A 25,361-nucleotide genomic window follows, 5' to 3' on the forward strand; every position below is an offset into this window, starting at 1 on the left:
CATTTTTGCAAAAGCCGCTTTCAAAGACAAACGGCGCAGATAACGGGTTTTAAGATGACAGTACAGAGCATGACCGGTTTCGCCCGCCATACAGCGACATTCATGTCGGGGGCGGATGAGAATGCGCAGACACGGATCAGCTGGGAAATTCGTTGTGTGAACGGTAAAGGGCTTGATGCCCGCTTTCGTATTCCGAACGGTTTTGATGATCTTGAACTGCAATTGCGCACGGCTTTGGGGCGCATTTTTGCCCGCGGATCGTTTCAGGTCAGCCTGACAATTGAAGAGCCGGAGGCGCAGACAGCGCTGGTTATTAATGAGGCTTTGCTGAGCAAAGTTATGCAGACAGCGCAGCAGTTGCAAAACCAATATGGTCTGGCACCTGCCAGTGTGGATGCCGTGCTGAACTTACGCGGTATTCTGGAGCCGCCGCAGGCTTTGAGCGACGATGCTGGGAAAGCGGCTTTGAAAGCCGTATTGCTGTCATCCTTTGATGAAGCACTGGATGCGCTGAAGCTGATGCGTTTGCAGGAAGGCAAGCGCCTGTCCGATCTGCTTGGCAGCCATGTCGACCGGATTGCAGAACTGGCAGTGCAGGCGCGTCAGGATGCGTCCCGCAGTGCTGAAGCGATCCGTGAGCGTCTTGCGGGGCAGGTGGCATTGCTGCTGGATGCTATGAACAGCAATCGCAGTGCGGCGATCGTGCTGGACGAACAGCGCCTGCATATGGAAGCAGCATTTCTTGCCACCAAAGCGGATATTCAGGAGGAGCTTGACCGGCTGGATATGCATGTGGCTGCGGCGCATAAATTGCTCAGCGACGGCGGCCCTGCGGGGCGTAAGCTCGATTTTCTGTCGCAGGAATTCAATCGCGAAACCAATACGCTGTGTTCAAAATCCAATGCGGCCAGCATTACTGCAATCGGCCTTGAGCTGAAAGCGGTTGTCGATCAGTTCCGCGAGCAGGTTCAGAACCTCGAATAGTAAAGATTGCAAGCGTTTCCGCTCCGCGTATAGTGAAGATCAGGTAATGCTTTAATAACTAAAAAACGCCGCAATTGCTGTGAAAAGAGAGAACAAAAGAGACATCATTGCGGCGCAATGATATCAGACATAGCAGTGAATAGAGAATCTGGAGCAGAATAGATTATGGCCATCTCCTTCGTGGAAAATGCTGTCGCACGACGCGGCCTTATGTTGGTCATTTCTTCGCCGTCAGGCGCGGGTAAGTCAACGATTGCACGTTTGTTGCTGGAAGACCGCGATATGGATCTTTCCCTGTCCGTCAGCGTGACAACCCGTCAGCGTCGCGCCAGCGAGATTGAGGGCGTTCACTATCATTTTAAAAGCGTGCGTGAATTCGAGCGCCTGCGTGACAGCGATGCCCTGATTGAATGGGCAGAGGTGCATGGCAATTATTACGGAACGCTGCGTGAGACTGCGGAAAACGCCTTGGCAGACGGTCGTGACATGTTGTTTGACATTGACTGGCAGGGCGCGGAACAGCTTCAGGCCAAAATGCCGGCCGATGTCGTATCGATTTTTATTCTGCCGCCGACCATGAAAGAACTTCAGATGCGTCTGAACCGCCGTGCGGAAGATACGCCTGAAGTGATTGAAACACGTCTGAACAATGCGCGTTTTGAAATCCAGAAATGGAGCAAATATGATTACATTGTTATCAATGAAGATCTGAACCAGTCCTATGCCGCTGTGAAGTCCATTGTCATGGCTGAGCGTCTGCGCCGCGACCGTCGTCCGGGTCTGTTTGAATTCGTCAATGGTTTGCTGGAAGAGCAGCCTTCTTAATTTCTCAATACGTCTGAAAAGAAAAACCGCCGTAAGGCGGTTTTTTTATATCTCAGAGCTGGTTTGCCAGATGCACAAATTCTTCGACGCTGAGCGTCTCTGCACGGCGCGTCGGATCAATGCCTGCTTTATTGAGCAGGGTTTCACCACCAAGCGGCTTGAGGCTTTGGCGTAGCATCTTGCGGCGCTGCCCGAATGCCGCTTGCGTGACCCGCTCCAGAAGCTGCGGTGGGCAGGTCAGTGGCTCTTCACGCGGGATCATATGCACAACGGCAGACGTGACTTTCGGCGGCGGTGTGAAAGCTTGTGGCGGCAGATCAAAAGCGATTTTAGACTGCGTACGCCATCCGGCCAGTACACCAAGACGGCCATAGGCATCATCACCGGCACGGGCAACAATGCGCTCGGCAACTTCTTTCTGGAACATCAGGGTCATCGAGCTGTAAAAAGGCGGCCATGGCTCACTCAGCAGCCAGCCGATCAGCAATTGCGTGCCGACATTATAAGGCAAGTTGGCGATGATTTTTGGCTTTTTGGCCGGATCAGGAAACAGCGCCTTAAAATCCTGCTGCAAAGCATCACCGGAAATGACACGTAAACGCCCCGGATATTCCGCAGCGATTTCCTCCAGAGCAGGCAGGCAGCGCTCATCACGTTCGATTGCCGTGACAATGCCGCCCTGAGCCAGAATAGCGCGTGTCAGACCGCCGGGGCCGGGGCCGACCTCAATCACCGGCTGATCCTGTAGGTCACCGGCTTGTCTGGCAATTTTGGATGTCAGGTTGAGATCGAGCAGGAAGTTCTGGCCGAGGGATTTTTTGGCATTCAGTTCGTGACGTTCAATCACATCACGCAGTGGCGGCAGATTATCAATGCTCATTCAGTCTTGTGTCCGTTTATGATTATGTGCCAGCTCTGCGGCTAGTTTAAGCGCGGCGATCAGGCTGTCCGGTCGGGCAATGCCACGTCCTGCAATGTCAAAAGCAGTCCCGTGGTCGGGAGAGGTGCGGATGAAAGGCAGGCCGAGTGTTACATTGACCGTTTCATCAAAAGCCAGCGCTTTGGCAGGAATTAGTGCCTGATCGTGATACATGCAGATTGCCGTATCATAGGTAGTCAGGGCCTGTTTGTGGAACATTGTATCCGCAGGCAGCGGGCCGCGAATATTGATACCTTCGCTTTTGAGCTGCTCAATAGCAGGGCGGATGACAGCATCATCCTCATGACCGAGCGCTCCGCCTTCACCGGCATGAGGGTTGAGACCGGAGACTGCAATGCGCGGATTTTTGATGCCAAAACGTGTGCGCAGATCATGATCGGTAATGCGGATGGTTTCAATGATCGCAGCTGTTGTCAGTGCTTCCGGCACTTTATGCAGCGGAATATGAATTGTCACCGGCACAGCGCGCAATTGCGGGCCTGCGAGCATCATGACAGGGCGCACTTCAACCCCGAGATGACGCGAGGCCAGATGGGCAAGAAATTCCGTATGCCCCGGAAAACCAAAACCGGCTTCGTAAAGCGGTTTCTTGGCAATAGGGCAGGTTGTGACTGCACTGGCTTGACCATCGAGCACATAATGTGTGGCGCGTTCAATCGCCTCAATAATACCGGCGGCATTGGCGGTCTGCGGCACGCCCGGCTTGTCAGTCAGGCGGTTGGCCAGAGGCACAACAGGCAGATAATGGCAAAAGCGCTGTGTTGCTTCAGATGGCTGGCAAATGCTGAAAGGAATATCAAGGCCGAGCTGTCTGGCTCTTGCTGTCAGCAAAGACGGGTCGGCAAGGATGAAAAATGGTGGCAGCGCATGCTTTTCCCGCTGCGCCCATGCGGTGAGGGCAATATCCGGCCCGATACCGGACGGGTCGCCGATGCTCAGAGCAACCGGTGCTATGGAAGCCTCTCCATGCTGCGGAAAAACCATTTTATGCTCCGGTTCTGCTGTGTAATGAGGCCGTAAACAGAAAAATACTTAAATCAGATCAGCCACGCAGAATAATCTCTGCGTGGCTTTTTCAGGTTTAGCGATTAACGATTTTCGCTTTTTCGCGCAGTTCTTTGACATATTTCTTGCTGATTTCTTCAGCTTTCTTTTCCTGATCTGCATTGCTGCCGGTGCCTTCCATGGAGAAGGTCAGCTGTGCAACACGGTCATCCGATACAGTGCGCTTGGCACAGACGGCGAGGAATTCAACGCCTTTATCAGTATCCTGAACCGCTGTCGGACGGCCTACAGCTGTTGCTTTCAACTGTTTTGACCATTCCGGCGGTAATTGCAGTTCCAGATGCTTGCCGAGATCACGCACGGTCACATCCAGCATACCTTTGGTCTGGGAACGTGTTGTTTCGCAGCTGGAGAAGCGGTTGCGCAGAGCATTGGCTTCGGAACGGCGTTTCGCCATTGTGCCTGCCGAACGGCTGGCGGCCGGTACAACGAAAATCACCTGCTGCAATGTATATTCACTGGTTGAAGGCTTTTTACCGCCATCCTTCAGCATGCGCTGAACAGCATCCTGCTCGCTCATCATACCTTCGGAGCGGAAGCGGGCGCCAATCGCACGGCTCCAGCCCATCTGCACCATAATAAAGGTTTTAAAATGCTTCGGCGTGATACCGGCCTGATTCATCAGCTGGTTAAGCTGCGCAACGCTCATTTTGTTACGCGAGGCAAAGCCTGCATAGGCAGTTTCAACTTCCTGATCCGAAACGACAATGCCGCGTGATTTCATTTCCACACGCTTGAGCATTTCTTCAACCAGCTCATCCTGAGCCTGCTTGTTGAGATTGCCGCCGCGGCGCTGCAATTTAAGGAAGGCAGCGCGGTTCGCAATATCCACATTGGTAATCGGGTTACTGTTGACGATCACTTTAATTTCGGCAGCTTTGGCAGTGCCGGTAAATTCCGTCACGCTCAAAGCCGTCATTGCAACAGTACCGGCAAACACAGCAGCCAGAATGCGTTTATTAAAATTCATGCTCATAGTAGCAAATTTCATACCTGGTTTCCCGTTCCGTGCCTCAGGACGTGATCGTCTCCTGATAGGGAGAAGTAATAGATAAAATGACTTCTGTTGTTACATCCTGTCAGGATTTTCATTCTTGTATAGATGAGCAGTTGCAGTGAAACAATCTCTCATCTGTTTAAGAATGCATGAAAACAGCGAATTTCGACCCCGTTTATACCGCTCTTATCTAAAACTACGCAGACAATCTTTATTCTCCACAGTCAAAGCCTGTGTGATTGCTGCCATTATCCCCTGTTTGCATTGCTGTATTCCGATATACAGATGCGTTCCGAATGAGGATTAGAGTGTAAATCGTACGATTTTATGATGCGTTTATGAAATAAACTGCGTGCAATACGCAGGTTCAGAGCGGTTCCTGTTAATATTGAGCTGGTAGAACCGCTCGATCTCTTTGTTTTCACGCATGTCGTTATCGGAAAATCGGTGCCCGCTTTACCGTGACATGCTCTGGAGCATTTCACAGTCAAGATGGATCAACTTGACGCCCGTGATAATGCGACCAAATAAAGAATTTAGAGCGAGCGCTATGATCCAATCTGAACGTAAACCGCTCTGGATAAAATTACGGCCCGCATAAAGCAGGCCGTAATATAATTCCTGATTGTCAAACGGGCTTAGAATGAACTGCCCAGATCGCCCAATGTACGGAAGGAAATATTGAAGCCGACCGAATGGGAAATCTTATCCTGACCCGGACTGCGTGTCTGAATATAGGCCATCGAATAGGTGAAGCACTCATCATCATAGGCCAGACCGGACTGAGCACGTACCAGAGTTTCTGATACGATATCATAGGTACCGGAACCAAACACACGCCAGTTTTCTTTGAAACGTGTTGAAGCGCTCAGACTGACTTCCTGACGATCATTCGCGTAGCCATAATCCGGCTGCTTGGCAATATAAGCATATTTAACCGAGGCCTGAACAATCTGGCCGCTGTGGCTGGCTTCCACTTCACCGCGTTTGACATCGAAACTGTCTTTGTCAAAGCGTCCGCGTGCAGCAAAAGCGAGGCCGGAATTGTTGGACATACCAAGCATTGCAACATAGTCAGAACGCTTGCCTTCAAGACCGGAATCCGCACCGGCACCGGCAAAGTCGCTTTCGGCAAAGGAGTTCAGGCCACCCAGCTGGAAGGACTGACCGGCAAGACCATGGATGGACCAGCCATTATTCATATTGCCGGAATAGCGCAGACCAAGATTGGCGCGAGTACCGCCTTCAACACGGTCGTAACCGGAGAACTTGTCGCGCTGGAATAGACTGGTCGCATCAAAAACAAAGCTCTGTGCATCTTCATTCGGCAGACGACCGGCATAAGGCTCGTCATTACGAACAAAAATCTGCGCTGTCGGCTCCAGCACCTGTGTCATGCTGGTTGTGGAGAACAGGATCGGCCAGCGGACTTCCAGACCGGCAGTCGCCATACCGCGGAAAGCCTGCGAACGGATTTCATTCACAGTACCGAATGTGTCATTGGTGCTAATACCAATCGCATCGCCACGCAGAGCGAGGAGAGGGGTAATGACCAGACCCTGCTCGGTGATGAAAGTCCGTTTCCATTCTGCTTCCGTTGTCAGACGGGCACTGGTGCCCTTCATGCCATTCAGGAAGCGGACAGCGTTGTTCTGATTCTGATTCAGATAAATTTTATCAGAAGTTTCGCGATAAATGCCCTGCAGATTGCTGGTAATGGTCAGTTCGCCGCCATAGACAGAACCCGGAACAGTATAGAGATAGTCAACACTTGGCAGAACCCAAGGCTGTTTCGTATCCACTGCATTTGTTGTGCCATTCAGCACATCTTCCTGAACTTTGAACTTGTACAGGTTAATATCAAGATGGTTGCGACCGGATATACCGCGCAGATAGACATTGGATGTCAGCGATTCACCGCTATAGCCGCCGATTTTATAGGTACGGCTGAAATTCTTGTCGGTCTGGGCGATAACATCCCAGCCGAAGCTCCAGCGCGGATTGATTTTGAAGTCGCCCTTGGAGGCAACCATGCCGCGGAAACGCTCTTGCGCATCAACTGTTGCGGAGCCAAACTCTCCCGGCTTCGCCTGATAAATACCCGCTACGCGGATATTATAAGAGCCGTTTTCAAGACGGTGACGCCATTCGGTTTCACTTAAAAAGCCCTGTTTTGTCAGGCCTGTGCCATAAGTGGTGATGTCATAATTCGGAGCCAGATTCCAGAAATAGCCCACCCGCATACCGAAACCCAGCTCGTCTTTATAGAGGAAGCTCGGGAACAGGAAGCCGCTCTTGCGCTTGATGGTCGGGTCAGCAATTTCGAAAGCAGGTAAGGCAAAAAGCGATTTGCCGAACATTTCAAAACGGCCGCCTTCAAAGCGGACAGTTTTCTTGGTGCCGTTCCAGATAATTTTTTTGGCTTTAACCTGCCAGAGAACCGGCTTGCTCGGATCTTTTTCACAGGCACGGCAGGCGGTGTAAACACCATTATTAAATGTGGTGATTTCACCGAGACTGCGTTCCGCGCTTTCCGCTGCAAAACGTGTGTCATCAACGGTTTCAACGCGCAGGCCGTTTACAAAGCCATCGCGGAAATCATCCGTTACATCGATTTCATCAGAATAGATGCGGTTGCCGTCTTTTTCGACAATTTCAACATTGCCTTTAGCGACCATGCGTTTGGTTTTTTGGTTGTAGACAACCTGACGTGCAACCAGACGGTTACCGTCATATTCAATCTGAACATTGCCCGCTGCGGTAACTGTATTCTGATCGCGGTCGACAATCAGATTGTCTGCCTGCAGCAGCATCTTGGCATCAGGATTGGTCTGATACTGGCTACCGAAGTCGTCAGAAGGCGCTGCTTCCTGACTGTAAGCCACGGAAGACATGGAGATGATCACAGAGGTGGAAAAAATGCACGCCAGAGCTGTCCCGCGTGCCAGACGCGTGAAGTACTCAGATACTACCGTGCGGGAGCTACTCAATCCCACTAACCATCCTCCTTATGGAGCAAAAAGGAGATTCCAAAAAATGTTGCAATCAATACCGGTACCCATGCCGCTACAAATGGCGGCACGAATCCTGCCGTGCCAAAGGCTTTGGCAAGTACAGTTACGACATAAAGCACGAACCCGGCAATGATGCCACCCAGAATCATTGCTCCGGACTGGCCGGAACGCACAAATTTTAATGAGACTGTTGCAGCAATCAGCGTCATGGCCATCAAAAGAGCAGGCAAAGCCAGTAAAGACTGGAACTGCATGTCAAAAGCGGTGGCCGAAAAGCCGAAAGAGCGGGCGACTTCAATCTTAAGGGGCAATTGCACGAATGGAATCGTGTCGGGCGAAGAAAGTTTTTCTTCGAGAAATTCCGGTTTTAACTGGGTCGGAATCTTTGTGGATAAAAGTTCTTTAGGTTCCTGACCTTCGACAATATGGGTCACATTGGTCAGGTTCCAGTAACCGTCTTCCAGCTGAGCATCGCGGGCGTCAAAACGCTCTTTGATTGTCTTGTCTTCATTGAAGACGAAGAAGCTGACACCGGTCAGATGCGTTCCCTGTGCGAGAATGCCCTTGGCGCCGATAATGGTTTCCTGTTCATCAAACTTCTGGCGCAGCCATGGATCGCGCAGCGCTGTAGCCTGATTAACATTGCCGTTTTGCCAGCGCGTGCTGATTTCCAGCGATTTTTCAAAACCATAAGCCGCAAGCGGATTAATGATGAAAATGGTGATGAGACCGAACAGGAAGGCACCAAGACAGGCAGGCAGCAGAAACTGCCATGCGGAAACACCAACTGAACGCGCTACCACCAGTTCATAGCGGCGGTTCAGCGAAATCAGCGTGGCCATAGCCGAGAACAGCGCCACAAACGGAATAACCTGCTGCATGATGAAGGGAATGCGCATCGCGGAAAGCCCGAGTGCCGCCCATGCCGAATAATCGGGGAGGGTGGAGAGCTTGCTGGCATTTTCCGTAAAATCGAGCAGCAGCGACAATGCAAAAATACCCAGCAGAAAATACAGCGTGGTTTGCACATAGCGCATGAAAAAATAGCGTCCGAGCGTCCAGCCGATCATGACTGACCTCCTGATGTATTTTTCTTGCCGGCAAAACGCTCATAAAGCGGACGCAGGCGGGCTGTTAATTGTTCGGTTATGTCCTGAATTCTGTCTGACCATGAGGTCGGCAGGCTGAGTGAGCGTCCGCTGAACAATGCATAGAGGCAGACCGCAATGACACCGAGCGGAATAAGATACATGACCGGCACATAGCTCAGGTTCTTCTCAGCGCGGTCAGACACAAAATATCCGGCCCAATAGACGATCAGAGAAAGCGAAATCGCCGAGAAAGAAGCGGAAACTCGCGCTTCACGATGGGAACGCGCATCGCCAGCCAGAACCAGAGCAATCATTGCGAAAACAAAAGGATAGAGCCAGTTTGTCAGACGTTTATGCAGTTCCGCGCGATATTGCAGTGGCTTGGTCTGAAAAATCGGGTCATTCTTGTCCGGATTGATGAGATAGGACAGGTGACGGTCTTTGGCATAAAGAACCATATCACCGCCTGTATCTGTGAACTGGCTCAGATCAAACGCATATTGATCAAATTTGATGATGGAAACATTGCCGGTTTTAACTTCCCGGCGCTGAATCTCACCATTATTCATCAGCAGAACGTCATTGCCGTTATTATTGGCGATAGCACCGTCCAGTGCATAATAAACCAGATCCGTATTGGCATCGCGGGAATCGGCGATGAACATGCCGCCGATGCTGCCGTCTGATTTACGCTCGGCAATCTGCACATAAAGATTGTCGGACAATCTGCGGAAGCTGCCTTCCTGCACAACCACATTGATCAAATCTGCGCTCGCATTGGCCAGCATGGAACGCATATTATAGCGTGCATAAGGATCGACGAAATTGGCAACCAGAAATGAAATAACCGCAAGCATGGCAGCAAACAGCAATACCGGCCGGATAACGGCCGTGCGCGGGCTGCCCGAGGCATTAATAACCACCAGCTCCGAATCCTGATTCATGGTGGAGAGTGTCTGCGTGATGGCAATCACCAGTGCAAACGGCATCACCAGAGGGATGACGGAGGGAATAAACAGCGAGAAAAACTGGATGGCTGTTGCCAGAGACTGGCCGCTGGAAGTCAGGAAGTTGATGCGCTGCAATACCTGCACTGTCCACGTAATGCCGATGGCCGCGCAGAACACGGCCAGAAACATTATTCCTACGCGGCGCAGGATGTATCGCTCGATCAGTTTCATATGCTGAATTTACATCCTGAACCTTAGGGCTGAACCTGTTATTATCTGCCGGTTATACGAATTTGCTGACATCTTATAATCGTTTAAAGACGGCACGCAAACGCTTGTCATATAATCCGTGTTTATCATAATCGGGTCTTGGCTAAAAATAGACAAAGAAATTAGGTTAACAAAACACTTATTCGTCAGAGACGGTAATTTATGGCTTGTGGTTTGGTCTTGATAGAGCCACACAATGCATTTGAGTTATGCGACTCTGTTTTTACCTATTGGAGTTATTATGTCCAAAAATCCAGTCATCAAGTTCTCGAATTTTTCAGAAAAGCTGAAAGATGTCGTGATTGTACCCGTGAGCAAAGACGGTTCGGTTGCCGCACAGGCAAATCATGTTGGCGGCGAAGGTTTCGTTTCCGGCCTGATTACCAAAGCCGGTTTCAAGGGCAAACTTGGTGCAACGCTTGAAACTTACCTTGCTGACGGTGCAGGCGCAGAGCGTCTGGTTCTGGTTGGTATCGGCGATCCTGCCAAGCTGAAAAATGATGACTGGCTGAAAATCGGCGGCGCGGCATTCGCCAAAATCGGCAAATCCGCTGAAGCCAATGCAATTCTCGCAATTGACGGTCTGGAAATTTCGGCTGAAGCGGCTGCGGATTTTGCTCTGGGCGCACAACTGCGCGCTTATCGTTTTGACAAGTACAAAACCAAGAAAAGCGATGATAAGGCTGAGGCTAAAGATATTAAGCTGACCATTCAGGTTGCTGATGCTGCCGGTGCAGAAAAAGCTTACGAAGCCGCGGCTGAAATTGGTGAAGGTGTGCTGCTGGCGCGCGATCTGGTCAATGAGCCTGCAAATGTGCTCGGCCCGGTTGAATTTGCTGCGGAAGCAGAAAAGCTTGAGAAACTTGGTGTTAAAATCACCATTCTCACCGAAAAAGAAATGAAAAAACTCGGCATGGGCTCGCTGCTCGGCGTTGCTCAGGGTTCTGTCCGTCCGCCGCGTCTCGTGGTGATGGAATGGAACGGTGGCAAAGCCAAAGACAAGCCGGTTGCTTTTGTCGGTAAGGGCGTTGTGTTCGATACCGGCGGTATCTCCATCAAGCCTGCGCTTGGTATGGAAGATATGAAGGGTGACATGGGCGGTGCAGCTGCCGTTACCGGTCTGATGCGCGCATTGGCCGGCCGTAAAGCTAAGGCCAATGTTATCGGCGTGATCGGTCTTGTGGAAAATATGCCGGATGGCAATGCACAGCGTCCGGGTGATATCGTCACCACCATGTCCGGTCAGACGATTGAAGTGATCAATACCGATGCGGAAGGCCGTCTGGTTCTGGCTGATGCACTATATTACACCGCCAAGACCCATAAGCCACGCTTCATGATCAATCTGGCAACGCTGACCGGTGCGATTGTGATTGCACTGGGCACACAACATGCAGGCCTGTTCTCCAATGATGATGAACTGGCAGAACAGCTGTTTGATGCCGGTCAGACCAGCGGTGAAAAACTGTGGCGTATGCCGCTCACCAAGGAATATGACAAGATCATCGATTCCAAATTCGCAGATATGCGTAACTCGGCCGGTCGTCCAGCCGGTTCAATCACTGCGGCTCAGTTCCTGAAGCGTTTTGTCGGCGATACACCTTGGGCGCATCTGGATATTGCCGGTACTGCGATGGATTCACCTGCCAGCGAATATAATGAATCCTGGGGTTCGGGCTTTGGTGTCCGTGTTCTGGACCGCCTCGTTCGCGATCATTACGAAGGTTGATAAGCAGTTATCCTGCCACATGATTGAGAAAGCCGGTGTTCGCACCGGCTTTTTTGTATTTTAAAGCATGTCGCGGAAAGGCAGACACCGGTTTTCGGCGACATGTGTAAAAACAAGGAGACAGAGCGAGCACTGTGGCCTCACTTAAACGCGATACGCTCCGACGGAAATAAATACCTCAATAAAAATTGACCGGCGCAATATGAATTTTAATTGTGCGCAGCAACAAGAACTTGTTAAGATGTCACAAAATGTTCATTGAGATGCTGTGTCCGCCGGTTTTGGCACCCCTGAAGGACGGGCTGGCTGTTTATTCCGGATAAAATTGTGTTTCCATCTTATGCTTCGCGCAGTTTCATCAGTGCAATGCTGGTACTGCTTTTATTAAATGTTCTGTTCTTTTTCTTCGTGACAGATTTTGACAATCTTGTCGTCGAAATGGGAGAGGCCGGATTGCTCGAGAATTTGCAGCTGGTTTATCTCGGTCTTGCCGCAATCGCGTTTTTTATCGGCGGCCTGCGCAGTGAGGGGCCTGCGCGAATGTTTGCAATCGGTATGTCCGTACTGATGTGGATTTTCTTCTTCCGTGAATTTGAAATCGAGCCGACAGGGCCGGTGAGCAATTACATTAAATCCCATGCATTCCGCTGGCATGAGGCAATTATCGTCATCGCTTTCGCCGCTATTTATGTTTTCCGCCATTCAGATTATGTGCGCCCTGTATTGACCTTTGTTTTCAGCCGTAAAGCATGGCCTTTTTATCTGGCAGCGGCACTCATCGCTCTCGGCGAGGTTTTTGAGAAAATGCACGGGCTTGCCTTTAACGAGTTTCTGGAAGAAGCACTGGAAAGCCTGAGCTATTTTACGCTGTTGTGCCTTGGTGTGCGCAGCATCACTGCGCCGCAACAGGCACCCCGTTCTGCAACCGCCTGATTATAATCTCCGGTTTTTCTGTATGAGGCGGCCTGTCTGATCGACAGGCCGTTTTGTTTCTGGTTTAAGCTGTTATCCGGTATATATGAGATGCGAGAGGTAAGGGGCGCGGTTCCCTGCATTGGCTGATGGCGGAAATTCTGTTTTATCATCTGACTGAATCCGTTCTGGATGAAGCTTTGCCGGGGCTGGTTGACCGCTCGTTAGAGCGGGGCTGGCGTGTGACAATCCAGATGACATCGGAAGAACGCCGCGATGAACTCGACCGCTTGCTGTGGACATGGAGCAATGCCTCATTTCTTGCTCATGGCACAGATGTACAGCCCCATGCAGAACATCAGCCCGCCTTGCTCACAACCACCACGGATAATCTGAACGGCGCAACAGTGCGTTTTGTTGTGGAAGGCGCGGAAATCGCCGGTGCTGAGAACTATGATCGTCTGGTGGTGATGTTTGACGGACACGACGCTGCCCAGCTGACCAAAGCGCGAGAGCAATGGAAGAGCCTGAAAGCCGCAGGACATCAGCTGACCTATTGGCAGCAAAATGCAGACCGCCGCTGGGAGAAAAAAGCCTGATGCGTATTTTTTGTATTCTGCTGTTTCTCGTTGGTCTGGCAACCGGTGTGATCTGGCCATGGGCGCAGCGTCATTTCGGCGGCGAGGAAATCGGCACATGGGTGCTCTATCAGCGCGAGGGCGGTTATCAGTCTGCGAAAGTACAATTGAAACCTGAAGATGCGCCATTGCGTATTTTTGTTGATGCGCAACCAATGCAGGGCGTAACCAGCGGACAAAAGCAGTCAGTGCTTAATCTGGCAGTGTCACGTGATGGTGTGCCGGTATTGGCGGAGCGCCTCAGCTACAGCCCGAAAAGCGGTAATGAACAGCGTGATCTGCCGCAAAGCGGTGCGGTGATCCGCCAAAGCGCAAAAGATATGGAAACCTTACAGGCCGGCACTTATGAATTCAGCGTGCGGGCGGTGGAAGACGGTTTGTCGCTGACAAAAGCCGATCTGGTTTTGCGCCGTGGCGCAGCTCCGGTTGACGAGAATATCACCATGATGGGTGTGGTGGTTATGGTGGCCGGTCTCTACGGATTTATGCGTACACGCAGACGGCAGAAAGCCTGAATTGTCTGATAATTAAGCCCGCCGTTTCACAGAACCGGCGGGCTTAATCTTTATGGCTCAGATGTGCTGTTAATCAGCCATTGCCTCTTCATATTCCGCAGAATAGGTCAGCCATTTTTCTTCAACGTCTGCCAGTTTGGTTTCAGCGGACTTCAGATCAATATTGAACTGCACGGCTTTCTGGGCATCCTTGGTATAAAGTTCAGGATCTTCCAGTTTGCCTTTCAGTGCTTGAATCTCTTTCTGCAGTTTTTGCATTAAAGACTCGGAATCATTAATCTTTTTCTGCAGCGGTTTAAGCTGTTCACGCTTCTGCGCAGCCTGTTTACGCTGATCTGCTTTGCTGAGTTTTGGTCCTTCATCAACAATAGCGACCTCTTGAATAGCCTCAATAGTGCTGTTCGGTGTGCTTTTATCGCTCAGAACCAAAGAACGGTAATCATCCAGATCGCCGTCATAAGGTTTGACCGTGCCGTTACGCACCAGCCACAGCCGATCCATGGTCGCTTCGATGAGATGACGATCATGGGCGATGAGGATCACAGCGCCTTTGAAATCATTCAGCGCATGAACCAGTTCTTCGCGGCTGTCGATATCCAGATGGTTGGTTGGCTCATCGAGGATCAGCAGGTTCGGGCCGTGGAATGTTGCCAGCCCCATCAGCAGGCGTGCTTTTTCACCACCGGAAAGCTCCTTGGCTTTGGTGAGCATCTTTTCCGTTGCCAGCCCCATCTGGGCGACACGGGCACGCACTTTGGCTTCCGGTGCATCTGGCATCAGCTTGCGCACATGCTCAATGGCATTGTCTTCCGGCACCAGATCATCAAGCTGATGCTGGGCAAAGAAGGCAACCTTCAGCGCTGGTGAAAGGGTCAGCGTGCCGCCTTCCGGTTTCAGCCGTCCGGAGATCAGCTTGGCCAGAGTGGACTTACCGTTACCATTGGAGCCGAGCAGGGCAATGCGGTCGTCATTATCTATGCGCAGTGAAAGATTGCGCAGGATTGGCTTACCAGTTTCATAACCGACATCGGCATTTTCCAGCGCGATGATTGGCGATGCTGCCGCTTTTTCCGCTTCAGGAAAGCGGAATGGCTGCACATGCTCGTCATAATGCGCGGCTATCGGCTTCAGCTTTTGCAGGGCTTTCAGACGGGATTGTGCCTGACGCGCTTTGGAAGCCTTGGCGCGGAACCGCTCTACAAAGGATTCCATGTGCTTGCGATGGGCTTCCTGCTTCACACGCTGCTTCTGCTGCAATTCCAGCATCTCGGCGCGCTGACGTTCAAACTGGTCGTAATTACCCTTCCAGAAAGTCAGCTTCTTATTCTCAAGATGCAGAATGGAACTGGTCGCCGAGTTCAGCAGATCGCGATCATGGCTGATGATGATGACAGTGTATGGATAGCGTTTGATATAGTCGATCAGCCACAACACGCCTTCAAGGTCGAGATAGTTGGTTGGTTCGTCAAGCAGCAGCAGATCAGGCTGGGCAAACAGCACAGCCGCCAGAGCCACACGCATACGCCAGCCACCGGAGAAGGATGAAGCAGGGCGCAGTTGCGCTTCCGCATCGAAGCCAAGGCCGGAGAGAATGGCGCTGGCACGGGCTTCCGCTGAATGGGATTCAATATCGGCAAGACGGATATGAATTTCAGAAATACGTGCCGGATCAGTCGCCGTTTCTGCTTCTTGCAACAGAGCCAGTCGCTCTTTATCGGCTTTCAGCACAATCTCGATCAGAGACTCTTCTGTGCCGGGTGCTTCCTGCGCAACCTGACCGATGCGGGTGTTTTTCGGAATAGAGATATCGCCGGTATCTGACGATAATTCACCGGTAATCACCTTGAACAGCGTTGATTTGCCCGTGCCGTTGCGGCCGACAAAACCGGTCTTTGAACCAGATGGCAGTGTTGCACTGCCATGGTCGATGAGGACGCGTCCGACCATGCGGACGGTTATATCATTAAGGATCAACATAGAGCGGTTTTGCACGGGATATTGCAATTGTGCAAGAGGCAAAAACGTCCGGTTATGCTTGCGCAGAGGCGAAAATATCAGACGAAGCGGCGACCGGATTCCGATTTCTGGAAAATCATCATATCCAGTTCCGGTGCCGTATGTTTCAGCATGGTGAGGGCAGCATGAACCTGCCCGCGATAATGGGTCTGATGGTTGAACATATGGGCAAGGGCAGGGGCAAGCCGCTGGCTGATGGTGCGCATATCGCTCATATTGAGAAACACAAAACGCCCTGAAACTTCGGCAGGTGAAAGTCCTTCCAGCCATTCCAGAATGCGCGTATCTTCCTGCAGACGGGCAGCGCGCAGATCGGACAAAGCCAGATAGAGAATGGCATCTGCAGTTTTGGGGTGATCACCTTCACCGGTAAAGCGCTTCATCCACAATCGGTCATTGCCCAGCAGATGATTAAGCGTGGCATGAACGGATTTGTAAAACAGGCCTGCATCCTGCCGGTATTCGCTTTCAGTCAAAGCCGCAACCGCGTCAAAAAGCTGTTTATTGGCCCAGCCATTATAGGCAGCAAGCATCAGAAAATGTTGCTTCATCATCAAGCTCTCATCAAAAACCAAAAACAGCAAAAGACAGCCCGTGCAATACAGAATCGCTGTTATTGTCATGAGCGCTGTTAACTATAACCTGTCTTTGCACTTATGGCAGGCTAAATCACTTTATTATCAGTGCCTTGTCATTCCATTGTATTATGTGAAAGCTATGTATGGCGGCGCAGCTAAAATGATGCTCAGCACGATGAGACAGGACTGAGTAAACAGAAACAGAATGGGGCGCGTTTTCACCGCACTTTCAGCAGCATTTTACAGCAGGTTTAATGATCTTATTTGACTGTAAAAGGCTGTGAGGGTATAGAACGGCACCTTTCCTCTAAATATATACAGGACAAAAATGGCCATCGAACGTACCTTTTCCATGATCAAGCCAGATGCAACCAAGCGCAACCTGACCGGTGCAATCACCGCCAAGCTCGAAGAAGCTGGTCTGCGTGTTGTTGCTTCCAAGCGCGTATGGATGAGCAAGCGCGAAGCTGAAGGCTTCTACGCAGTGCACGCAGCACGTCCTTTCTTCGGTGAGCTGGTTGAAACCATGACTTCCGGCCCGACAATCGTTCAGGTTCTGGAAGGCGAAAACGCAATCCTGAAAAACCGCGAAGTTATGGGCGCAACCAATCCGGCAGATGCTGCTGAAGGTACAATCCGTAAAACTTTCGCTCTGTCGATCGGTGAAAACTCGGTGCACGGTTCCGATGCTCCTGAAACAGCTGCTCAGGAAATCACCTACTGGTTCTCTTCGACAGAAATCGTTGGCTAATTTATTTAGTCTTTGATTTTAAAAAGCGCTGCAGCAATGCGGCGCTTTTTTTATATGCAGAGATGTAAAAAAACGGGCACGCTTTTGAAAGCGTGCCCGTTTTAATTCAAAGATCAGACAAATCAGCTGTTATTGGCGAGACGGGCAAGCTCCAGCCCGTTATCTCCCAGCAGATAGAGTTTGCCGTTATTAATGCTGAACTGACGGGTCTGTTTCAGAACGTCAAGGAATTTGGTTTCCTGATCCATCAGGGCAGGCGGGCACTGCATGAATGTGGAGCCGATGGTACCGAAATTCAGCGCTTCACCGGTAATTGTTGCTTTGCCGAAATAACGGTTGCAACCGCCGGAGCCGGACACTTCGCCGCTCGGGGAAATTGACAGGGTTGTCTGGGCAAAATCAATTACACCGGCGCCACGGATATCCTCTGTGAGCCATTCATGATTTTCCAGTGTCAGCGGTGTTTGCAGGCTGGTATTTTTGCGCACATTGACAACACGGATTTCATAAGCGCTGTCAAATTTTTCCGGATTGAACTCATGGCGTGTGTCATTGATGAACCACAGAGTATCACCGGCGCTGATACGTGCCTGCAAGGCATAGGTATGCTTTGCAACGAGCTTGGAAGAATCGAATTTCAGCTCAAACGGAATTGGCGCGGATGGAATATTGCTGAGCTGCTGTTCGGCAATTACCTGAGCCGGCGCATCAGCGAGAGAAACATCCAGCAACTGCACATTCAACGTGGCCTCCGGAGGCAGGGCAATCCGCTCGCGATACATGACAGTGCCACGTATTGTTTTTTCAGATGCGATACTCTGCGTCGGCATGGTTGAGGAAAGGATCATTGCGCTGCCGCCTAAGACGGCCAGTCCTATCAGGGATGCAGCAATGATGCGCGCTTTACCAATCAACATATTCTGTCCTGTTTGTTGCACTGCCAGTTTAGACTCTCTCCGTTTTCCAGAAGTTGTCCGAGCTGGCATTTTAACCGGCGGTATATTAACGCCAAATGACTAAACACATAATTTACGTTAAGTTTTAACCTTAACACGTGTTGTTATGTGGTTTTCCTCATTGTTTAGTTGTCAGAAATCTTCTTTGATCTGTTTTGGATAATGAAATTGCCGGACGACTAAAAAATGCTCACCAGTCATTTAAACCGGTAATTCTGGAATCAATGCATATCCATGAGTCGTAAGTGCTCTCCGGACTATAGGCTCAAATCCGGATAAAACACGAGTTGAATCATATAAATATGCTGTATCAGCTACTGCCCTGATTTTATGGTTTACTTATGGCAATGCAAGTCAGTGCAAATAATTTCACAGGATTGTAAAATATTCAAACGGGATTTTGGCTCAGGCAAAGCTGAGTTGTCTTAGAGCGCCGTGTGCCAGACTTGGCACACAAAGGTCGCTCTAATCCTGCCAGCGCTTCTTCATGTCTTCGTCGCTGGCTTTGGCTTTAACCCAGCCCGATTGCGGATCGCCATTCTCGGGAGCAGGGGCGATCAGATGTTCTTTCTTCCAGAAAGGCGCATCGCTCTTGAGATAATCCATCAGAAATTCTGCGGCTTCAAAAGCGGTCTGTCTGTGTTTGCTGGCTGTGGCGACAAACACAATCTGCTCACCGGCTTTGATGAGACCACTGCGATGAACAATGGTAATGCCCTGTAGCGGCCAGCGTTGCATAGCATCGGCAGCAATACGCGCCAGCTGCGCTTCTGCCATGCCCGGATAATGTTCAAGTTCCAGCGCCTGAAGTGTTTTATTCTCATCACGGCAAAAGCCGGTAAAACTGACAACCGCGCCGATATCTGTGCGCCCTTCAGTCATACGGGCAGTAAGGGCAGCCGCATCAAAGTCATCTTGCGAGACAAGAATAGTCGGCTGCATTGCCTCAGCCTCCGGTCATTGGCGGGAACAGGGCAATCTCATGCGCACCGGCAATCGGCGTGTCATGCTCCACATGTTCCTGATTGATCGCCACGCGGATCACATCGGAAAAGCGTAAAGCATGCGCATAATTCTCATCAATGCCGGAAAGATGGTTCAGCAGGTCAGACACGGTTTTGACAGTCTGAGGCAGGTCGAGACTCTCGTCAGACTTGCCGATCTGCTCCCGTACCCATGCAAAATATACCAGTTTGACTGTCATAACGGCCATCAGATCATGTGTTTGATACCGGCACGGAAATAGTCCCAACCGGTATAAAGTGTCAGAATTGCTGAAATCCACAGCAGGATCAGCCCTGTTTCCGTTGTATAAGGCAGGATTTTGTCACCGGCAGGGCCGGCAAGCAGAAAAGCCAGCGCAATCATCTGAATAGTGGTTTTCCATTTTGCCAGCTGCGAAACCGGCACACTGACTTTCAGATCCGCCAGATATTCACGCAAACCGGAAACCAGAATTTCGCGGCAGAGGATGATAATCGCAGCCCAGAGAGTCCAGCCGGCAATAGTGCCGTCGGCGGCCAGCAGCAGCAGAATTGCGGAGACCAGCAGCTTATCAGCAATCGGGTCAAGCATACGGCCGATGCTGGATGTCTGTTTCCACATACGTGCCAGATAGCCGTCGAAGAAATCCGTGATGCTGGCGGCAGCGAACAGGCCGAGCGCCCACCATCTTGCGGTGTCACTGCTCTTCAGATGGCCTTCAAGAAAAAAGCACAGAACCACAAGTGGCACAGCAACGATACGTGCGTAAGTAAGGATGTTGGGCAGTGATAATGTGTGTTTACTCATAGTCCCCTAAAACCCGTATTCTGGATAAGCGTGAGCGGGAAACCCACGACTGGAGAAGTAAGCCTTACGGCTCATGAAAATCTTTAGACGCACATCTTGTCCGAAAATAGTTTCACCACTTTCGGGATGTGTATTACGCTACACGACAAATCATTGTCAGCTGGTTACCATCAATCCCGCAATAGGGTAAAAAGCAACACTCAGACCGGCTTTTTAAGGCTTATTATGTGCATATTGCGTCAGATAACCCATTATTGATCGCGGAAGTGGTCATAAATGGTTTGCGCCAATGCTTCCGAGATGCCTTCCACCTGCATGAGATCTGCCAGAGCCGCACCTGCAACTGCTTTTGCCGTGCCGAATTCATGCAGCAAAGCACGCTTGCGGGAAGGGCCGATACCGGCAATTTCATCCAGCGGACTTTTGACCATTTCTTTTTTGCGCTTTGCCCGATGGGTGCCGATAGCGAAACGGTGTGCTTCATCGCGCATACGCTGAATGAAATACAGTACCGGATCACGCGGCGGCAGGGTGAATGATGGTTTGCCGCTGACAAAGAACCGTTCACGCCCTGCTTCACGGTCAACGCCCTTGGCGATACCGATGGATATGACCTTATCATTGATGCCAAGTTGCGTGAGAATATCACGAACCGCACCGACTTGTCCCTGACCGCCATCGATCAGAATAACATCAGGCCACGCAGGGAAACCGTCATCCGTAATGTCGTCTGCATCGGTTTCATTCTCTAAGAGTGTCTTTGGAGCCTGCTCCTCCAACTCTTTCATATGATCTTTTATCAGCCTGCCAAAACGGCGCTCAATCACTTCGCGCATCATTCCGAAGTCGTCGCCCGGTGTAATCTCCGTGGAGCGGATATTGAATTTGCGATACTGGTTTTTGACGAAACCGTCCTGTCCGGCGACAATCATGCCGCCCACAGCATTGGTGCCCATGATGTGAGAGTTATCGTAAACCTCAATACGGCGCGGAATGCGCGGTAGTTCGAAAGTCTCGGCCATAGCTTTCAGCAGACGCGCCTGTGATGAGGTTTCGGCCAGCCTGCGCCCCAGCGTTTCGCGGGCATTGGTCATGGCGTGATCGACGAGGTCTTTCTTTTCACCACGCTGCGGCACATTGAGCGTCACACGGCGTCCTGCAGAAGCCGACAGGGCGTCGCCCAGCAGTTCCTGTTCTTCCACCGTTTCAGACAGCAGGATCAGTTGCGGGCAGGGCTTGTTATCGTAAAACTGGGTGATGAAAGCACCAAGCACTTCCGCCGCTGACAGGGAGGGATCAGCCTTAGGAAAATAAGCGCGGTTGCCCCAGTTCTGGCCGGTGCGGAAGAAAAAGACCTGAATACAGGCCAGTCCGCCTTCCTGATGAATGGCAAAAACATCAGCCTCATCCACAGTTTGCGGATTGATACCCTGATGGGACTGGATATGCGACAAAGCCGACAACCGGTCGCGGAAAATAGCGGCGCGTTCAAAATCCAGCTCTTCAGCGGCGGCACTCATCGCATCGCGCATCTGCTGCTGCACGGCTTTGCTGCGCCCGGAGAGAAAGGACTTCGCCTCCCGCACCAGTTCTGAATAATCTGCATCGCTGATTTCATGCGTGCAGGGGCCGGAACAGCGCTTGATCTGATGCAGCAGACAAGGGCGCGTGCGGCTCTCAAACATCGAGTCGGCGCAGCTGCGCAAAAGAAAGGCACGCTCCAGCACATTAATCGTGCGTGTGACAGCACCGGCAGAGGCAAAAGGACCGTAATATTCGCCTTTACGGGAGCGCGCGCCGCGATGCTTGAAAATACCGGGTGCACGGGTGTCGCCGGAAATCAGAATATAGGGAAAGGATTTATCATCCCGAAGCAGAACATTAAAACGCGGACGTAAGCGTTTGATGAGATTCGCTTCCAGCAGCAGTGCTTCTGTTTCCGTGCGGGTAACGACAAATTCCATAGTTGCCGTTTCGCGGATCATACGGGCAATGCGGTTACTGTGTCCCTGACCACGGGCATAATTACTGACACGCTTCTTCAGGCTTTTGGCTTTGCCGACATAGAGCACGTCACCCTCACGGTTGAACATGCGGTAAACGCCGGGATTGTTCGGCAGTTTTTTCACAAAAGCATTGATGACATCCGGCCCGCTTAAATTCTGGGTCGATGCGTCAAACTCATCCAGCGCGGAATCCCAGCGTATATTGCTGGCCAGCGCAGATGCAGAGCTTGCCTCCTCGGGGAAGTTGTCTTCGTCATCTCCGGCATCATCTGTCAGTAAGACATCCTCATCCGGCTCCATGTCCGGATGGGCAATATCATTGCCGTTTATGCTTTGTGTCATTCCGAAATACCTGCAATATCCGGCGTTTCCCATGCCAGATGTTGTCCGCCGTCCAGCGCAATCATTTGCCCTGTGACGGACCGTGTTCTCCACAGATAGTCAATCGTCGCGGCAAATTCATCGAGCAGCGGAGCTTTTTTTAGCAGCACTGCATCAACCTGCTTTTCGAAATCTTCAATATGCTGTCTCTCGCTCGGCAATGTCGGGCCGGGGCCGATTGCATTGACGCGGATTGCCGGCGCAAGCGCCTGTGCCAAAGTGCGTGTGGCTGTCCATAATGCGGTTTTGGACAGGGTATAGGAAATGAATTGCGGATTGAGCTTCCACACGCGCTGGTCGGTAATATTGACGATCAGCCCCTGTTTATCTTCCGGTAAAGCCTCGGCCATAGCCTGTGCCAGAAAGACCGGTGCTTTCAGATGTACGGCAAAATGGCGATCCCAGAGATCGTGGGTGAGGGTGCCGATACGGTCGTCTTCAAAAACGGAAGCATTATTGACCAGCAGCTCCACGGGGCCGAAATGCGCTGCCGCTTTATCCATCAGCGTGGCTACCTGTGCATTGTCCGACAGGTCTGCGGTCACAATAGCGGCTTTGCCGCCTTTATCGCGGATGCGTTGCGCCAGTGCTTCTGCCTGTGTGGCGGAACGATTGCAATGAATGTTAACCGGATAGCCGCGTGTAGCCAGATCCTCAGTTATATGGCTGCCAATACGCTTTGCGCCGCCGGTAATCAGGGTGACGGGTAAAACCTCAGACATAGTCCGCTTGGCAGTCATCGGGGGCAGGCTCCTTTGGTTATGGCATATCCGGCGGGTGAAATGATTCTGACTTCATGTGCATGCAAATCAGCAAATATGATCGCATAGTATCATGGAATAACCTGTTTTAGCGTGAAGGAAAAATGCCTGACAAAAAATCTGTAGAAGATAGGCTGCGGCTTGTTTTTAAGGCTGAAGTTTTTGCGGCTTGCAATACTATTCAAAAAATACGGTAACTATTTAATATTTAAGAAAATGTTGCCTCGTTGCATCATCAGTTTCGGTTCGTTTTTCTGCTGCTTTTCTGCCGTTTTCTGGTCGTTTTTGTGCATTTAAGCCAAGACTCTCCTGTCGGATATGACAGGGGAATAATGCCGGATTGAAATATGTTTTTGGCAATCCGGTTCTCATTTTTAAAATTGGAATATTGCAAGGAAATTTTATGAAACATTTTAAAACTCTGGCGCTGGTTTCAGCCTCGGCTCTTTCATTTGCTGTACCGGCTTCGGCAGCTGATATTGTTCGTGCGCAGCCAGACATTCCTGCTCCGGTTGTGCAGACACCACCGCAGAAAACCTGGGAGGGTGGTTATATCGGACTTTATCTTGGTGCCGGTGCAAATAATTTCAAAAACAAATCCGCTGCCGGTAATCTGAAAAATAACAATGTGAAGCTTGGCGGCTATGCGGGCTGGAACTTCCAGAACGACAATATCGTTTATGGTGTGGAAGGTGATGCCGGTTACAACGGTGCAAAGAAAACCAAAGATGGTCTGAGTGCCCGCAGCGGATTTGACGGCTCTCTGCGTGCCCGTCTTGGCTATGATATGGGCGCAGTCATGCCTTATGTAACTGCGGGTGTTGCCGGTACGCAGGTGCGTTACAGCAATGATGCAGATTCCAGTAAGAAATTTCGTCTTGGCTGGACTGCCGGTGTCGGAGCCGAAACCATGCTGACACAAAATGTCAGTGCACGTCTTGAATATCGCTATTCTGACTTTGGCAAGAAGGATCTCACATTGGGTAATGTTGCTGTGCCATCAGCAAAATTGCAGAGCCACGATATCCGTTTGGGTGTTGGCTATAAATTCTGAAAACCACGCATTTTTCACAGATTCGCCTTAGCGCGTTTGGCTGAGCGGATTCGGATAAATAATGACGCCTATCCTCAGCGATAAAAAAGACGAATGTCGGGATGCGGTTAAGAGGCGGTAAAGAAGGCCGGAATTTTCCGGCCTTCTTTTTTATAAGAAAAACAAGATATAAATTTATTATCAAATAGTTGTGGTGGTTTCAGCCTGTTCGGCAGTGGTTTTGACTGACATGTTTCAGCCATAATAAGGCCGGTTTTTTTCCATGCTACGGCATTTCTGCTGCCGTAATTCAGCGTCATCTTTTGCCTTGTTAAGCAATCTTCTTTCTCCCGCACAGAAATGGATCGGAAGGAAGACGGGGCGTATCGCGTTCAGCTCAGCCGTTACAGGTCAGGTCTGGAGGCTTCGCTGTACAACAGTTTAGAAATTTATAAGGACAAGGCGTATGCGCACTATCAAATCTCTGGCACTTGCTTCTGTTGCGTTGTTGCCGCTTTCGGCCACAGCTTTTGCCGCAGATGCGATTCAACCGCAGACATATGAGCCGACACCGGTTGTAGATGTTGCTCCTCAGAGCAGCTGGGCAGGCGGCTATACCGGTCTGTATCTTGGCTACGGCATTAACAAATTCAAAACTGACAACTATGTTGGTGATCTGAAAGACAATAATGCCAAATTCGGCGGTTATGCCGGTTGGAACTTCCAGAACGACAATATCGTTTACGGTGTGGAAGGTGATGCCGGTTACAACTGGGCTAAGAAAGAAGAGCTCGGTCTGACTGCGAAGAGCGGTTTTGAAGGCTCGCTGCGCGGCCGTCTTGGTGTCGATATGGGGCCGGTTATGCCTTATGTGACAGCCGGTGTTGCCGGTACGCAGGTTAAATTCTCCGATGCAACCTCATCGCAGGATAAGTTCCGCGTTGGCTGGACAGCCGGTGCCGGTGCTGAAACCTTCCTGACACAGAATGTAACTGCCCGTCTGGAATACCGTTATTCCGATTTCGGCAAGAAAGACTTCCAGCTGGATAGCGGCACTGTCAATGACGGTGGTCTGCAGACCCACGATATCCGTCTGGGTGTTGGCTACAAGTTCTAAGGAATATCTCATTTAGTTGAGATCAACCCTGATAAAAAAGC

At 50.8% G+C, this 25,361-nt stretch carries 24 protein-coding genes; 9 read left to right on the top strand and 15 right to left on the bottom strand.

Annotated elements, in window-relative coordinates:
* The first annotated feature begins 54 nt into the window (after window positions 1-54).
* Together BKD14_RS06100 and gmk are read left to right on the top strand one after the other, a co-directional pair.
* Entirely contained in the window at window positions 55-984 is a 930-nt protein-coding gene (locus tag BKD14_RS06100) for a YicC/YloC family endoribonuclease (protein ID WP_075654628.1), read from the top strand.
* Window positions 985-1,149: 165 nt separating this feature from the next.
* Window positions 1,150-1,809 (top strand): guanylate kinase, encoded by a 660-nt coding sequence (gene gmk / locus BKD14_RS06105; protein WP_075654629.1) that lies wholly within the window; start codon window positions 1,150-1,152, stop codon window positions 1,807-1,809.
* Between the two features lie 52 nt (window positions 1,810-1,861).
* On the opposite strand, the gene rsmA is transcribed toward gmk, so the two are convergent.
* From rsmA to lptF, 6 genes are all read right to left on the bottom strand, one after another.
* The gene (gene rsmA / locus BKD14_RS06110; RefSeq protein WP_075654630.1) at window positions 1,862-2,689 is read right to left on the bottom strand and encodes a 16S rRNA (adenine(1518)-N(6)/adenine(1519)-N(6))-dimethyltransferase RsmA; all 828 of its coding nucleotides are present in this window, start codon (window positions 2,687-2,689) and stop codon (window positions 1,862-1,864) included.
* Entirely contained in the window at window positions 2,690-3,733 is a 1,044-nt protein-coding gene (gene pdxA / locus BKD14_RS06115; protein WP_075654631.1) for a 4-hydroxythreonine-4-phosphate dehydrogenase PdxA, read from the bottom strand.
* A 97-nt stretch (window positions 3,734-3,830) separates the two neighbouring features.
* Window positions 3,831-4,784, bottom strand: a complete 954-nt coding sequence (locus tag BKD14_RS06120) for a peptidylprolyl isomerase (protein ID WP_075654820.1) — start codon at window positions 4,782-4,784, stop codon at window positions 3,831-3,833.
* Between the two features lie 665 nt (window positions 4,785-5,449).
* Window positions 5,450-7,807: an LPS-assembly protein LptD gene (locus tag BKD14_RS06125; protein WP_075654632.1), complete on the bottom strand. Its 2,358-nt coding sequence runs from the start codon at window positions 7,805-7,807 to the stop codon at window positions 5,450-5,452.
* Complete coding sequence (gene lptG / locus BKD14_RS06130) at window positions 7,807-8,895, bottom strand: LPS export ABC transporter permease LptG (RefSeq protein ID WP_075654633.1); 1,089 nt, start codon at window positions 8,893-8,895, stop codon at window positions 7,807-7,809. Before lptG ends, BKD14_RS06125 begins: the two co-directional genes overlap by 1 nt.
* Entirely contained in the window at window positions 8,892-10,097 is a 1,206-nt protein-coding gene (lptF, locus tag BKD14_RS06135; RefSeq protein WP_075654634.1) for an LPS export ABC transporter permease LptF, read from the bottom strand. Before lptF ends, lptG begins: the two co-directional genes overlap by 4 nt.
* Window positions 10,098-10,377: 280 nt before the next feature.
* On the opposite strand from lptF, the gene BKD14_RS06140 reads away from it, so the two are divergent.
* The 4 genes from BKD14_RS06140 to BKD14_RS06155 all read left to right on the top strand — a co-directional run bounded on the left by BKD14_RS06140 (window position 10,378) and on the right by BKD14_RS06155 (window position 13,930).
* The gene (locus BKD14_RS06140) at window positions 10,378-11,865 is read left to right on the top strand and encodes a leucyl aminopeptidase (RefSeq protein WP_075654821.1); all 1,488 of its coding nucleotides are present in this window, start codon (window positions 10,378-10,380) and stop codon (window positions 11,863-11,865) included.
* A 327-nt stretch (window positions 11,866-12,192) separates the two neighbouring features.
* Complete coding sequence (locus BKD14_RS06145) at window positions 12,193-12,798, top strand: hypothetical protein (protein ID WP_075654635.1); 606 nt, start codon at window positions 12,193-12,195, stop codon at window positions 12,796-12,798.
* Between the two features lie 128 nt (window positions 12,799-12,926).
* Entirely contained in the window at window positions 12,927-13,376 is a 450-nt protein-coding gene (locus BKD14_RS06150; RefSeq protein WP_075654636.1) for a DNA polymerase III subunit chi, read from the top strand.
* Window positions 13,376-13,930, top strand: coding sequence for a hypothetical protein (locus BKD14_RS06155; RefSeq protein WP_075654637.1), 555 nt, complete (start codon window positions 13,376-13,378; stop codon window positions 13,928-13,930). Before BKD14_RS06150 ends, BKD14_RS06155 begins: the two co-directional genes overlap by 1 nt.
* Window positions 13,931-13,999: 69 nt before the next feature.
* Here the strand turns inward: BKD14_RS06155 and BKD14_RS06160 are convergent, their stop codons facing one another.
* Together BKD14_RS06160 and BKD14_RS06165 are read right to left on the bottom strand one after the other, a co-directional pair.
* Window positions 14,000-15,907, bottom strand: a complete 1,908-nt coding sequence (locus tag BKD14_RS06160) for an ATP-binding cassette domain-containing protein (protein ID WP_075654822.1) — start codon at window positions 15,905-15,907, stop codon at window positions 14,000-14,002.
* A gap of 77 nt (window positions 15,908-15,984) precedes the next feature.
* A complete protein-coding gene (locus BKD14_RS06165; RefSeq protein ID WP_075654823.1) occupies window positions 15,985-16,497 on the bottom strand; it encodes a DinB family protein in 513 nt (170 codons plus the stop codon).
* Between the two features lie 355 nt (window positions 16,498-16,852).
* Here BKD14_RS06165 and ndk point away from each other — a divergent pair, with 355 nt between their 5' ends.
* Complete coding sequence (gene ndk / locus BKD14_RS06170; RefSeq protein ID WP_075654638.1) at window positions 16,853-17,275, top strand: nucleoside-diphosphate kinase; 423 nt, start codon at window positions 16,853-16,855, stop codon at window positions 17,273-17,275.
* A gap of 122 nt (window positions 17,276-17,397) precedes the next feature.
* On the opposite strand, the gene BKD14_RS06175 is transcribed toward ndk, so the two are convergent.
* From BKD14_RS06175 to BKD14_RS06200, 6 genes are all read right to left on the bottom strand, one after another.
* The gene (locus tag BKD14_RS06175) at window positions 17,398-18,192 is read right to left on the bottom strand and encodes an META domain-containing protein (RefSeq protein ID WP_075654639.1); all 795 of its coding nucleotides are present in this window, start codon (window positions 18,190-18,192) and stop codon (window positions 17,398-17,400) included.
* A gap of 504 nt (window positions 18,193-18,696) precedes the next feature.
* A complete protein-coding gene (locus BKD14_RS06180) occupies window positions 18,697-19,173 on the bottom strand; it encodes a molybdenum cofactor biosynthesis protein MoaE (RefSeq protein ID WP_075654640.1) in 477 nt (158 codons plus the stop codon).
* Window positions 19,174-19,177: 4 nt separating this feature from the next.
* Window positions 19,178-19,435 (bottom strand): molybdopterin converting factor subunit 1, encoded by a 258-nt coding sequence (gene moaD / locus BKD14_RS06185; RefSeq protein WP_075654824.1) that lies wholly within the window; start codon window positions 19,433-19,435, stop codon window positions 19,178-19,180.
* Window positions 19,436-19,443: 8 nt separating this feature from the next.
* Complete coding sequence (gene pgsA, locus BKD14_RS06190; protein WP_022712159.1) at window positions 19,444-20,022, bottom strand: CDP-diacylglycerol--glycerol-3-phosphate 3-phosphatidyltransferase; 579 nt, start codon at window positions 20,020-20,022, stop codon at window positions 19,444-19,446.
* 251 nt (window positions 20,023-20,273) lie between these two features.
* Window positions 20,274-22,328 (bottom strand): excinuclease ABC subunit UvrC, encoded by a 2,055-nt coding sequence (gene uvrC / locus BKD14_RS06195; RefSeq protein WP_245293584.1) that lies wholly within the window; start codon window positions 22,326-22,328, stop codon window positions 20,274-20,276.
* Between the two features lie 38 nt (window positions 22,329-22,366).
* Window positions 22,367-23,149 (bottom strand): SDR family oxidoreductase, encoded by a 783-nt coding sequence (locus tag BKD14_RS06200; RefSeq protein ID WP_139316329.1) that lies wholly within the window; start codon window positions 23,147-23,149, stop codon window positions 22,367-22,369.
* A 424-nt stretch (window positions 23,150-23,573) separates the two neighbouring features.
* On the opposite strand from BKD14_RS06200, the gene BKD14_RS06205 reads away from it, so the two are divergent.
* On the top strand, window positions 23,574-24,224 hold the full coding sequence (locus tag BKD14_RS06205; RefSeq protein ID WP_075654825.1) for an outer membrane protein: 651 nt from the start codon (window positions 23,574-23,576) through the stop codon (window positions 24,222-24,224).
* Between the two features lie 107 nt (window positions 24,225-24,331).
* Here the strand turns inward: BKD14_RS06205 and BKD14_RS06210 are convergent, their stop codons facing one another.
* Window positions 24,332-24,523 carry a hypothetical protein gene (locus BKD14_RS06210; protein ID WP_075654643.1) on the bottom strand — a complete coding sequence of 64 codons (192 nt, stop codon included), beginning with the start codon at window positions 24,521-24,523 and terminating at the stop codon, window positions 24,332-24,334.
* 146 nt (window positions 24,524-24,669) lie between these two features.
* Between BKD14_RS06210 and BKD14_RS06215 the strand changes: the two genes are divergently transcribed.
* Window positions 24,670-25,320, top strand: coding sequence for an outer membrane protein (locus BKD14_RS06215; protein WP_075654644.1), 651 nt, complete (start codon window positions 24,670-24,672; stop codon window positions 25,318-25,320).
* Window positions 25,321-25,361: the final 41 nt, after the last annotated feature.

Source organism: Pseudochrobactrum sp. B5 (genome assembly GCF_001939785.1).
GTDB classification, from domain to species: domain Bacteria; phylum Pseudomonadota; class Alphaproteobacteria; order Rhizobiales; family Rhizobiaceae; genus Pseudochrobactrum; species Pseudochrobactrum saccharolyticum.